Source organism: Thalassotalea agarivorans (assembly GCF_030295955.1).
In the GTDB taxonomy this organism is placed as follows: Bacteria; Pseudomonadota; Gammaproteobacteria; order Enterobacterales; family Alteromonadaceae; genus Thalassotalea_D; species Thalassotalea_D agarivorans.
Genome location: NZ_AP027363.1, coordinates 2,062,861 through 2,075,843, shown reverse-complemented (window position 1 = coordinate 2,075,843; position 12,983 = coordinate 2,062,861). Strand labels below are relative to the sequence as shown.

Annotated in this window: 10 protein-coding genes; 7 read left to right on the top strand and 3 right to left on the bottom strand. The window is 41.4% G+C overall.

Annotated elements, in window-relative coordinates; genetic code table 11:
• Positions 1 to 6: 6 nt before the first annotated feature.
• From QUD85_RS09610 to QUD85_RS09585, 6 genes are all read left to right on the top strand, one after another.
• Entirely contained in the window at positions 7 to 1,452 is a 1,446-nt protein-coding gene (locus tag QUD85_RS09610) for an arylsulfatase (RefSeq protein WP_093328368.1), read from the top strand.
• Between the two features lie 13 nt (positions 1,453 to 1,465).
• On the top strand, positions 1,466 to 3,961 hold the full coding sequence (locus tag QUD85_RS09605) for a glycoside hydrolase family 2 TIM barrel-domain containing protein (RefSeq protein ID WP_093328369.1): 2,496 nt from the start codon (positions 1,466 to 1,468) through the stop codon (positions 3,959 to 3,961).
• A gap of 55 nt (positions 3,962 to 4,016) precedes the next feature.
• The gene (locus QUD85_RS09600) at positions 4,017 to 5,477 is read left to right on the top strand and encodes a sulfatase (RefSeq protein WP_093328371.1); all 1,461 of its coding nucleotides are present in this window, start codon (positions 4,017 to 4,019) and stop codon (positions 5,475 to 5,477) included.
• A gap of 15 nt (positions 5,478 to 5,492) precedes the next feature.
• A complete protein-coding gene (locus QUD85_RS09595) occupies positions 5,493 to 7,055 on the top strand; it encodes a sulfatase family protein (protein ID WP_093328372.1) in 1,563 nt (520 codons plus the stop codon).
• A 24-nt stretch (positions 7,056 to 7,079) separates the two neighbouring features.
• Positions 7,080 to 8,402 carry a tetratricopeptide repeat protein gene (locus tag QUD85_RS09590; RefSeq protein ID WP_093328374.1) on the top strand — a complete coding sequence of 441 codons (1,323 nt, stop codon included), beginning with the start codon at positions 7,080 to 7,082 and terminating at the stop codon, positions 8,400 to 8,402.
• 160 nt (positions 8,403 to 8,562) lie between these two features.
• A complete protein-coding gene (locus tag QUD85_RS09585) occupies positions 8,563 to 9,108 on the top strand; it encodes a hypothetical protein (RefSeq protein ID WP_093328375.1) in 546 nt (181 codons plus the stop codon).
• Between the two features lie 173 nt (positions 9,109 to 9,281).
• Here the strand turns inward: QUD85_RS09585 and QUD85_RS09580 are convergent, their stop codons facing one another.
• Positions 9,282 to 9,701, bottom strand: coding sequence for a TlpA family protein disulfide reductase (locus tag QUD85_RS09580; RefSeq protein ID WP_281241747.1), 420 nt, complete (start codon positions 9,699 to 9,701; stop codon positions 9,282 to 9,284).
• 278 nt (positions 9,702 to 9,979) lie between these two features.
• Between QUD85_RS09580 and QUD85_RS09575 the strand changes: the two genes are divergently transcribed.
• A protein-coding gene (locus QUD85_RS09575) for an IS3 family transposase (RefSeq protein ID WP_286218627.1) occupies positions 9,980 to 11,130 on the top strand; the annotation gives its coding sequence in 2 pieces (ribosomal slippage) (positions 9,980 to 10,214 and positions 10,214 to 11,130; 1,152 coding nt in all).
• A 12-nt stretch (positions 11,131 to 11,142) separates the two neighbouring features.
• Here the strand turns inward: QUD85_RS09575 and QUD85_RS09570 are convergent.
• Together QUD85_RS09570 and QUD85_RS09565 are read right to left on the bottom strand one after the other, a co-directional pair.
• Complete coding sequence (locus QUD85_RS09570) at positions 11,143 to 11,337, bottom strand: hypothetical protein (RefSeq protein WP_093331345.1); 195 nt, start codon at positions 11,335 to 11,337, stop codon at positions 11,143 to 11,145.
• A 69-nt stretch (positions 11,338 to 11,406) separates the two neighbouring features.
• A complete protein-coding gene (locus tag QUD85_RS09565) occupies positions 11,407 to 12,849 on the bottom strand; it encodes a sulfatase-like hydrolase/transferase (protein WP_093331343.1) in 1,443 nt (480 codons plus the stop codon).
• Positions 12,850 to 12,983: the final 134 nt, after the last annotated feature.

The window sequence follows — 12,983 nt, the reverse complement described above, 5'->3', positions numbered from 1 at the left end:
ATTTTTATGAAATATTTTACCAACTACCTATGTTACGTTTTTACTGTTTTTATTGTCGTTTCACTTTCCGCAAGTGCGGCTGAGCAAAAAACCAGTAAACCTAATATTATTTATATTCTTGCCGATGATTTGGGTTACGGCGATATCGGCGCGTTTGGTCAAACTAAAACGAGAACACCCACGTTAGATTTAATGGCTCAGCAAGGCGTAAAATTCACCCAACATTATGCAGGCTCGACTGTATGTGGCCCATCAAGAGCCAGTTTATTAACCGGTTTTCACAGTGGGCACAGTCCTATTCGAGGAAACCCTAAATGGACTAACAGTGGCACGCCTGTCGACTTGTCACCAGAAGATACGACTATTGCTGAAATGCTCAAGGACAATGGCTATCGCACTGCCATTATTGGTAAGTGGGGGATGTCTGAAGCAAAAGAAGAAAAAGGCGAACACTTGGCGTCTATGCCAAGTCATCAAGGATTTGACTATTTTTATGGCCTTAGAACGCACTTAGATGCACATCACCATTATTGGCATCGTTTGTTTGAAAATGACCAACCCTTCGAGTTAAAAGACAATGATTTCATGAATAACAAAGGTGTCTACATTCATGATTTGTTCACAGATAAGGCGCTAAATTACGTTGCTCAGCAATCTAAGGATACGCCATTTTTCCTTTACTTATCCTACACTATTCCTCATCTAGCACTCACCGTGCCTGGTGATTCTAAAGAACAGTATCTCAAGCTTGGATGGCCACAGCGTAAGATGGACACTCAAGGGCATTATCGCAATGACGCAGAAGGAAATGTCACTTACGCCGCCATGATTTCAAGAATGGACAGAGATATTGGTCGCTTGCTAGCAGCACTAGAAGAAAAAGGACTCTCAGAGAATACTCTTGTGATATTTACTAGTGACAATGGCCATGAATATGACAAGGACTTTTTCAACAGCAATGGACCTTTGCGTGGTCAAAAAAGAGATCTTTATGAAGGTGGAATAAGAGTTCCTTTTATCGCCAAATGGCCTAACAACATCAAAGCAAACAGTACGTCTGAGCATATTTCGGCATTCTGGGACATGATGCCAACGTTTTGCGAATTATCTCAAGCGTCAAAGTGCCCAAAAACTGACGGCATTTCAATGGTTAAGGCGCTTAAAGGTGATGCGTCACAAGCACAGCATGAATCGTTGTATTGGGAATTCAATGAGAAAGAAGGTCCTTTACAAGCGTTAAGAATGGGAAAATGGAAGCTTGTTAAAAAGTATAAAAAGCCAGACGAACTCTATGATTTAACCAAGGATATTTCAGAGTCAAACAATCTAGCAAAATCTTTTCCTGATGTTGTCGAAAAAATGAATGGCATAGTGCGGGATTCACGTACCTATCACCCTGAGTTTACCTTGAAAAAACTTCCGAACCCTTGGAAGAAGCAAGAGAAGAAATAATAAAGTGATCGCTATGAAAAAACAGATTCTGAAGTTAGTGAGTATATTGGGGTTAGTGTTTACTGCCTTAACAATCCATGCTGAAAACATTACTTACAGCCTGGAAAAGCAAAGTTTTAATGCTAATTGGCAGTTTGCTATTATCGATAATGACCAAGCGGCTAAACCGAGCTTCAATGACGCTAAATGGCGCACCATTAGCTTACCGCATGATTGGGCGATTGAAGGGCCATTTTCAAAGAAATACAGTGCCCGCAATGGTGGTTTGCCAGTGTTTGGTACGGCATGGTATCGCAAACGGTTTGTCGTGCCAAAGCAAGCTGAAGGTAAGCGAGTAACGGTCACATTTGACGGAGTCATGGCAAACAGCGAAGTGTACGTAAATGGACAACTAGCAGGAAAGCGTCCCTTTGGCTATATCGGCTTTGCCTATGACATTACTGATCTGTTAGTTGCAGTTGGGTCAGAAAATGTTATCGCCGTTAAAACCGCGCCTGAGAATTATGCCTCTCGCTGGTATCCAGGTTCCGGTATTTATCGAAATACTTGGATTGAACTTGATAACCAAACCCATATAGCGCAGTGGGAAACCCAAATATCCACACCAAACATTTCGACGAGCAGTGCCAAGGTTATCGCCAAAACTCAAATCAATAGTTTTGCAAATGCCGGTAAATATGATGTTTCGTTTGATATTTTAGATGCCGACGAGCGTCTTGTGACCGCAGTTGAACAAACTATCACAACGCAAATTGGCAACAAAAACAGCGTAGAAGCAAAATTAACGATTGACCAGCCTATCAGGTGGGACGTGGATAACCCTTATCGCTATAAAGTAATTACTACGCTGCGTAAGGACGGTAACGTTATTGATACCGACATACAGCCATTGGGTGTTCGCAGTATTGAATACAAAGCTGATGACGGCTTCTGGTTAAATGGCCGTCGAGTGCAAATTCAAGGGGTTTGTTTACACCATGATAACGGGCCGCTGGGTGCTGTGGTAAATGAACGAGCAATTGAGCGTAAACTAGAGATTATGCAAGCAATGGGCGTAAATTCAGTTCGAACAGCCCACAATCCACCGTCTCCAGAACTAGTAGAGCTTGCTGATAAAATGGGGATTTTACTGCAAATAGAAGCCTTTGATACATGGAAAAAACCGAAGCATACCGTGGTCAATGGTTATCATAAGTACTATGACGAGTGGTCAGAGCAAGATCTAACCGACACAGTTAGAATCCACCGTAACAATCCTTCTGTCATTATGTGGAGCATTGGCAACGAAATCTATGAGCAAAAAAAGAATGATGGTTGGAAATACGCAAAGCGTTTAACTAGTATCGTTAAAGCAGCCGACCCAACAAGACTGGTAACAGCAGGACTCAGTGATTATCCAGCATTTGTAAAAAGTAAAATTGCCGATGAGATAGATATTGTTGGCTTAAATTACAAAGCAACTGAATACGGCGATATCATTAAACGATATAAAGGAAAGCCGATATTAGGTACAGAAACATCATCTGTTGTGAGTACGAGAGGAGAGTATCACTTTCCTGTTAAACCACTAGAAAAACATCCATCGAAATATGTCAGTAGTTACGACAATTACGCGCCATACTGGGCCTACATACCTGACGTTGAATGGTACAACCTAGATAAAAACCCTGCCGTCATGGGGGAGTATATTTGGACCGGTTTTGATTACTTAGGTGAGCCGACTCCATATGGCGGTCGCGATCACGGCAACAAGTTTTACTGGAATCAAGATTGGCCTGCGCGCAGTTCATCTTTTGGAGCGGTCGATTTAGCTGGTTTTCCTAAAGACAGATTCTTTATGTATCAAAGCCGCTGGACAAAGAAGCCTATGGTACATGTGCTTCCACATTGGAATTGGCCAAACAAAGTTGGCGAAAGCATACCTGTCGTTGCCTATTCTAACGCCGAAGAAGTTGAGCTTTTTGTTAACGGTGTATCACAAGGGAAGAAAGTGATGGGCGTTGATACAGTGCGCATTCCAGTAGCGCTTCGTTACAAGAAAAACATCAAACATTTTGATTCTCCTTATCGCTTGCAATGGTTGGTTAACTATCAGCCTGGCGATATTAAGGTAGTTGCTTATAACCAAGGTAAAGTCGTTGCAGAAAAGCAAGTTTTTACTGCCGGCATGGCAACGCAAGTTAAATTGACCGCAGATAGACATGCAATCACAGCTGACGGCAAAGATCTTTCCTTTATTACCGTTGATGTTTTGGATGCAAAGGGCAATTTAGTACCAAATGCCGATAACCTGATCCATTTTAGCATTGAAGGGCCGGGCAAGATCATTGCTGTTGGTAACGGCGACTCTGCTACAACAGAACCTTTTGTTGCAGACTATCGACGAGCCTTCAATGGCAAGGCCCTTGTTGTAGTGCAAAGCAAAAAAGGGAAAGTGGGTCAAATTACCGTAACGGGATACAGCAAACAGTTGAACGTTTTGCCTGTACAAATTGAATCAAAGCAATAGTGGTTGCTAGGAATACTGAAACAACAACGAACTAAAACAATAATAAGAGAGTGCGATGAAAGTTTTAATTAATTCAATGATGACTATTGTGCTGGTTATGCTGGGCTGGATAAGCATCAACAGTGTTTATGCTGCAGACACTAATGAAGCGAAGAACAAACCTAATATCTTGTTTGTGGCGTTTGATGATTTAAGGCCTCTGATTGGCGCATACGGTGAGGCAGAGCCCAAAACACCTAATATTGATGCATTTGCTCACGACGCCGTGCGTTTTGATCGTGCCTATGTTAATTATCCGCTTTGCAACCCTTCAAGGGCTGCGATGCTGACCGGAATTCGCTTTGACAATAATCACGACAATTTCAAAGACAATAAGCACCCTAAGCTCATTGTTAAGCAAACGACCTGGCCACGTATTTTGAAGGACAATGGTTATTGGACTGCTACTCGCGGCAAGCTATACCACGGCAACGTGCCGTCATCTGAGAAACACACATGGCATGTGGCTGGCGAATTTTGGCCAAAAAGTCGATTCAAAGATGGTGGTCCAGAAATTCAACAACGTATTGTTGATATAGGAGGGCGTGAAGACCAAATCAAAGACTATCTTAAAAAGGGCTCTGGTCCCGGTGCATTAATGTACGCTTCTGTTGATGGCCCTGATGATTTGCTTAACGATGGTAAAGTAGCTAAAGATGTTGTTGATATGATCAAACATCGCCGCGACAAATCTAAACCTTTTATGATTGCCGCTGGCTTCTCTCGTCCGCATATGCCATGGGTGGCACCAAAACGATATTTTGATATGTATCCAGCCGATGCGGGAAAGATTGCCGATTTTCCTGAAGGTGCAAAACAACAGTTTGATGCGCAAACATATAAAAGTAAAACGCGAAACGGCTTATGGAATGAAGGTGTCGATGATGAAACTGCACAAAAGCTGATACGCGGTTATATGGCGAGTACGTCGTTCGCAGATGCCCAAATGGGTAAAATTATCAATGCGTTAAAAGAAGAAGGCCTATACGAAGATACCATTATCATTGTTTGGGGCGATCATGGTTATCATCTAACCGACCATGGTTTGTGGCGTAAAAACACGCCTTTTAATATATCACTTCGAAGCCCACTATTAATTAAAGCACCTGGAATCAAACCAGGCGATGTCGTGGAGCAAGTTGTACAAAATATCGATTTGTACCCCACCATAATGGAGTTAACAGGGATATCAGCGCCTGAATCGATTGTCTATCACGGTAATAGCCTTGTGCCATTGTTAGCCGATAGCTCAAGCAGTTGGACCAACCTTGTTCATACCAGTAGCGCCAAAGGAAGTTACGGTGTTGTGACAGACAAGTACCGTTTCACAGTATACGCTGATGGTCGTAAAGCGCTTTATAACCTCGAAACAGATCCTCATGAGTGGAATAACCTTGCACAAGACAAAGCTTATCAGCCATTGATCAAAGACTTTGAAATCAAGATGCAAAGTGTTGTTTGGAATTCAGCAAAATAGTCGAGGGTAGCATAGATGAAAAAAATACTAATTCAATTTACCTGTAGCGTTGTGCTTTGCTCATTGTTGTCTGCATGCAGCCAACAAGAAAGCGCGCAGCACGGCACTGATGAAGCACTCGTTAGAAAAGACACGATAAAACCCAATGTCGTTATTTTCTACGTTGATGACCTTGGCTATGGCGATCTCAGTAGCTATGGCATGACGGCAACACAAACGCCAAGTATTGATGCTTTGGCTCGAGAAGGCATTCGATTTACCGACGCACATAGCTCTGCTGCAACGTGTACGCCTTCTCGATATTCTTTGCTAACAGGTCAATACGCTTTTAGGAATAATGCGGCGATTTTACCTGGAGATGCGCCACTTATTATCGATCCTGATACGCCCACCTTGCCTGATATGATGAAAAAGGCAGGATATAAAACAGCCGTTGTTGGAAAGTGGCACCTCGGTTTGGGACGAGGCCATGTTAACTGGAACGAGGCGGTTAAACCAGGTCCGTTGGAGCTAGGCTTTGACTATAGTTTTTTGATGCCGGCTACGGGCGATAGAGTACCTACCGTGTATTTAGAAAATCATCATGTGGTCAACTTAGATCCCGCTAACCCGATAGAAATTAGTTATCAACAGCGCATTGGTAGTCGTCCAGTGGGTACAGAATCACCTCAACTATTGAAACAAGGTGCTGATCTGCAGCATAGCCGCACCATAGTCAATGGTATTAGCCGTATTGGCTGGATGAAAGGTGGTCATGAAGCGGAATGGGTAGACGAAGATTTTCACACGGTTTTTACCAATAAAGCGATTGATTTTATTGAGCAAAATAAAGCAAAGCCGTTTCTGCTTTATTTTCCTTTTCATGATATTCACGTACCGCGTGTACCAAACGAAATGTTTGTGGGTAAGTCTGGCATGGGGCCCCGTGGTGACGCAATATTGCAAATGGACTGGATGACGGGACGAATTGTTCAAGCGTTAAAAGATGCAGGCGTTTATGACAACACCTTAATTGTGTTTTCAAGTGACAATGGCCCGGTAATGGACGATGGCTACGCTGATCAGGCAGAAGAGCTTAAAGGTGAACATGACCCTTCAGCGGGCTTTAGAGGCGGCAAATACAGTGCTTATGAAGCAGGTACACGAGTGCCTATGATTGTTACTTTTCCTAACGGCATAACATCGGCTGGAGAGAGCAGTGCGTTGATCAGTCATATAGACTTGTATCGCTCGTTAGCAAATCTTGTATCTGTAGAGCTCGAACAAGGCGAAGCGCTTGATAGTGTCGACTTGTTACCTGCATTGCTTGATGCATCAGCTACTGGCCGAGAAGAAATGTTAGAAGAATCATTTACCGTCTCTATTCGCAGTGGTAAGTGGAAGTATATCGAACCATTTTCAGGGACTACACCCGATTGGTTAGCCAACAAAACCGCAATAGAAAATGGTTTGCAATCCGAACCGCAGCTATTTGATCTAAGCAATGATATTGCAGAGCAAAACAATATTGCGACAAAGTATCCTGAAATCGTTAATCAGCTGCAGACGCGCATAGATCAAATCAGAGCGATGCCGTAACTAAAATTATTATAGGGACATAGTATGAAACATTGGGTTAAAGCACTCGTGTGTGTATTTTCTTTGTCAGCATATGCAAATGAAAACAATGAGCATTTTCAACAGTTAATCAACAGTGCTCATTTGGGAGACATTTATGCTCAATTGCAAGTAGCCAATGCCTATTCTAACGGCGAAGGTGTCGCTGTAGATAATATGAAGGCTGTCATGTATATGAGCCTAGCTGCAGATTTTGGCAGTGAAAAAGCAAAAAGGATTTTGGCATCGTTACCTGCAAGTCAGAGCCAAGCAGTCAGAGAACTGTATGCAGAAAGTCAGCTTAAACAGCATTATGGCTACCAAGCATTGTCGACTAAAATTTACCCAGTTATTAAAGGTAAAACGATAAATATTAAGCGGCCAAAAATCCAAAAGAAATCAGGGACGGCTTCAGGTTCAAGGTTTGTTGGAGGTACAGTTTTAGCATCTTCTATTTATCACTTTGATGTCGATACTGATGGTCGAGTAAAAGATATAGAAATAGATAAAAACTTTTATACTGAGCCTTTTGCGGTCGCGAATATTTTAGAGCAACTTTCATACTACGTTTACCGACCAGCTAGAAGAAAAGGAGGCAATAAACAAGCTGTAAAAGCTTTTGGTCGCAGGAGTGTATGGGGACAGAAGTTAAGTATGCAATATCTTCAATCGAGTGAACCAAAATTCTTAAAGAAGATTAAGCAAATGAAAAAAGATGCTGAAAGTGGTGAACCATACGCACAGTATCAATTAGCTATGCTTAGTGTCGCTTTCCCCTCATTAGATATGGGTCGTGATATTTACAAAACATACGTAAAAAGTGCCGCAGAGGCAGGTGTGCCAGAGGCAGAGAATGAATATGCCTATATGTTAATGTTGGGATTTGGCACAAATAAAAACTCAGAAGAAGCTATACAATACTTACTGCGGGCAGCTCAGTCCGGCTATGCGCGCGCTCAATACAAACTAGCTCGTGAATTTTTATCAGGTAGAGCTATCGAAACAGATGAAGTTAAAGCTAAGTTTTGGTTAGAGCAAGCGGCAGAGCAAGGAGAGCAGTACGCTCAATTTTGGCTAGCTAGACTATTGATTGAAAGCGATAACGAATTGTTGAGAGATCCTGATCGTGCAAAAGCACTTCTAGCTTCGGTGAAGGAGCAACAATCATATAACCCCAACTGGTATTATTATGCGGCTAGTACTGAATTGCATTATAAGAATAAAGAACGTGGTTTGAGCGTTTTGAATGAAGGGAAAAAGTTAGCTAAAAATTATGGTTGGCAATTGAATGAGTTTAATGCGCTATCCGAACAGTTTGAAAAGCTATAGCGCTGTATTTTTTTTACCTTAATATGGAGAATTCTCAATCCACTCGGACATTAATAATTGACAGGGTTAGATGTGGTCTGACAGACTGCAATGAGCGATTAAGAGTCATTGAGAGTAAACAAATCTTTATTGTCTACATCGATTACTACAAGGAGTTTGAATGAACGGTTCGAGCGTTGAAATATATGCAGATCGACATGATTTAGAGCTGTTGTTTAAATTGCTGAACTCAATTGGTGAATTTAAATTTGTCCAATCATTAAGTGATCTCAATCAAAACCCAAGAATCTATGAAAATGCTGAGAATTTATCTCAGTATCAAGTCGATTACGAAAACCCAAACCCCAAATCTCTTTTTTTGTGCCTAAGTAAATCTGCAAGCGTCAATAGCAGGGAACTTTCCATGAAGGATGGTAGTAACGGTATTAAATTTAAAACTGACGAAGTCTTTAATCCATCGGCAATATCTATATTGCTTGGTGGCGAAGCCGCTTCAGATACAATCGTTCAAACTGTAATTAGCTCAGCATATTATAGTGAAGCAGCTAGAAAAAAATTGCTTATTATTCGAAAATTAATTGATAAGGTCAGCACTAAAGTTAATAGTTTTCGAGTAATGCCATCGTCTTATAAAAAATTGTTAAAAGGACAAAGGCTAACTCAAGGAATTGACTATAATCGAGATTATGATCTGAAACTAAGTTAATTTGAACGGTTGTTCATGGCACAAAGCGGTCAATGCCTAATTTTCAGAACCGTGATTAATGAAATCGTCTGCTTAAACAAGACCTAACATTTTCACCTGAAAGTTCAGCAACGCCTTAATCACTTGTTTAGTATGAAACAAAAGTCGACATTCCTTGCCGACTTTTTTGTGGTTTATTTCACAAGTTCTTGTTTTAAGTTTGCTACCAAAGCATTAACCGGCGTCTTTTTATAATCACTTTGTTCTAGCGTAATTCTGCCTTCTTTACTTATTACGAATAGGTGCGGTGCCTTATCCACGCCATATTTTTTAGCAATCTTACCAAACTTATCATGTGTGAGTGTCAAATCTAATTCAGCTAACTGTTCACGATACTTTTTGAATGACAGCTTATTTTCTTTACTTAGCGCAACCGCGACAACTTTCAACAGATCGGTACCTACTTGCTGTTGTAAGTTGTTTAGAATAGCTAATTCGTTTTTACATGATTTACACCACGAAACCCAAAATGAAACCACCACCACTTTGCCTCGCAATTCGTCTAAGTTAACTTCGTTACCTGCGCTATCAGTGCCAAGATAACTAGGGGCTATAGGTAATTGCTCAGAGGGCGTATTAGCCGCTGTTTCAATCTCTTTGGCTTTGCTCTGCGATTTAGCAACTTGTTTCTTACTGGTTTGTTTAGCGCTGTTTTGTTGCCTATTTTTTAGGACAAACTCCTCGATAGTTAACAGACTATTATTATCAGCATCATACTGACGAAATCGTTTATTAGTTTGAGTGATTTGATCTTGCTCGCTAAGTCCTGGTAAGGCCCTAGTTCACTAAACAGTTCTTAGCTTTATAATATATAAAACTAAGAGGTGTAATAATGAGCCGTCAGCGCTATACAGAAGAATTTAAAATCCAAGCAGTCAAACAAGTAACAGAGCAAGGTCACTCGATGACTTCCGTTGCTGAGCGATTGGGAGTCAGCTACAAGTCCATTCATGATTGGGTAAAAAGATATTCCAAGCCCGCCAAGCAGCGTCAAGTAGATGATGCCCAATCTGATGAAATACGTCGCTTAAAAGCCGAATTAAAGCGGGTTACAATGGAACGTGACATCTTAAAGGAGGCCGCCGTGTACTTTGCAGGGGAGTCAAAGAAAAGTACACGTTCGTGAAATCTCGACTCAAGCAATATCCTGTCGAGTTAATGTGTCAGGTTCTTAACATCAACCGCAGTGGTTTTTATGCCTGGCAGAAAAAGCCATTGAGTAATCGTGCAATCGAAGACCAAAGGCTGTTGGGCAAGATTAAACAATTCTGGCTCGAAAGTGGCTGTACCTATGGTTATCGCAATATCACGATTGACTTGAAAAATGATGGTGAGATATGCGGTAAAAATCGCATCCATCGGATAATGCGAACCAATAAAATTAAAGCTATCAGAGGTTACAAACGCCACCGAGGCTTTGGAAATAATAAACAACATCCCGCAGCGCCTAACACTTTAAATAGGGAGTTCAAGGTGAATAAGCCCGATCAAACGTGGGTGACAGATTTCACATATATCCGCACTTACGAGGGGTGGCTATATCTCACGGTTGTGATTGACTTATTTTCTCGAAAAGTCGTTGGCTGGACGATGAAAAGCAGCCCCAAATCTGACCTAGTAATCGATGCTTTACTGATGGCCGTATGGCGTCGAAGACCACAAAGTAAGGTGCTGGTTCACTCTGATCAGGGAGTCCAATATACCTCCTCTGATTGGCGTAGCTTCTTAAAAGAGCACAACTTGGAAGCTAGCATGAGTCGGAAAGGTAATTGCCATGATAACGCCGTGGCGGAGAGCTTTTTCTCATTGCTCAAGAAGGACAGAGTTAAACGTAAGATCTATAAAACCCGTGACGAAGCAAGGGCTGAGATATTTGACTACATTGAATGTTTCTACAATTCAAAAAGAAATCATGGTACAAATGGTGGTGTTTCTCCAAACGAATTTGAGAAACGTTATTTTAAGGAGCTAGAAACTGTCTAGAATTCTGGGGCCTTACCATCCTGCCTTAGTCATCCAGCCTTTCGTGGTTTCTCTAAACTCGATATTGTCTAGCGCATCATCATTGTTGCTATCTAGCTGATTAAAGCGGCTTTTTTCACCATCGCTGATATTCAACTGGTTGGCGAATAAAGCGCTACTGTTTAGCAAAGTAAAACAATAAAGTGCGGTATAGAGTAATGTTTTCATAAAAAGTCGCTTTAGTTAGTCGTTGTTATTATTAAGCTGCAATGTACAAGGCATAAAAATGCCTTGTTTCTATTTTTGCTGTTGTTTTTTATATGCTTTTGTCGCCTTTTGATTCTCTTTTTTGGCGATGATTAGGCCTTTAAAAGCGGGTTCTTTAGCTAAACCAGACTCCCATTCCGTCATCTTTGATTGTTGCGTGTCAAAGGTTTGTTGGTGCTGCTTGTTTTCCTTAGTTAAATTGCGAGACTCTGATATATCTTGCTCAAGGTTATACAGCTCTTTCTTATTACTCTTTTTGATGAAAAGTGTTTTGTTATTGCCTTCGCGAGCCGCCACAATACCTTTGTCGAAGTTTCGCCAAAACAGAATGTCATGTGGCGCGCCTTTATTGGTGCCAGTGAGGTATGGAAGTAAATTTACGCCGTCTAATGGCTTGTTTGGATTAATAGGAGCTTTTGCTAAAGCGGCAAAAGTTGCCATTAAATCTAGCGAAATGACAGGGTTGTCGTAAACGAGACCACTTGGGATTTTAGCCGGCCATCGCATAGCAAATGGAACACGTATGCCACCTTCATGGTAATCGCCTTTAGCACCCCTCAGTGGTCCATTATCTGAGCCATTCTTTGTTTCAGGACCACCATTGTCTGATAAGAATACGACAAGCGTATTGTCATCAATTCCTTGTTCTTTCAAGGTCTTTAGAATACGACCAACACCGTCATCTACTGCTGTAACCATAGCGGCATAGGTGCGTCTTTTCCCTTTTGGTATGTGTTTGTTTCTGTCTAAGTATTCTTTGGTTGCTTGCATAGGTGCATGCGGCGCATTGTATGCAAGGTATATAAAAAAGGGATTGTCCTTTTCACGTTTTATAAACTCGACTGCAGCCGTTGAAAGTTCATCGGTAAGGTATTCATCTGTTTCGACAATGGATTCATTCTCGAGAATTTTTGTGTAATACCAAGAAAGCCATTGTTTCTTTGGGTTTTCTTGCTCGAGTCCCTGCTCAACACTGTCGTAAATCAAGTCTTCAGGAAAATAACGATGTCCGCCAGAAAGGAAACCATAGAAATAATCGAAACCTCGTTTATTCGGACGTAAAGTAGGGTGAGTACCCATATGCCATTTGCCAATAATACTTGAGGTATACCCGGCAGGCTTTAACACTTCGGAAATCATTTTTTCGTCCAACGGGACACCTGCTGTCGGATCTGTTGGATCCATATGCGGATTTCGATCAAAACCAAAACGCCCTTGATATCGACCCGTTAACAAACCCGCTCGGCTAGGACCGCAAACGGCATAGCTCACGTAACCGTTGCTAAACTTCGCACCTTCGGTAGCAATTCGGTCGATATTCGGGGTGATGATCTCCTTGCTACCATTGAAGCCAACATCACCATAACCTTGGTCGTCAGTTAAGATAATGATGAAATTAGGTTTTTCATTTGAAAGCACTGGTTGGCTAACAACGACAGTAAGTAAAGAAAGTAAAAGAATAAACTTGTTCATAGCGAGTTTCTATTATTTTAGTTATCAGTTTTCAATTACTATAAATTAAAAGTGGCAACGTTCCCACTATTTTATTATTCTCTATCCTTGCAAACCTTAAATAATAACAATCAAAACGTTTTCAGGGATGCTTG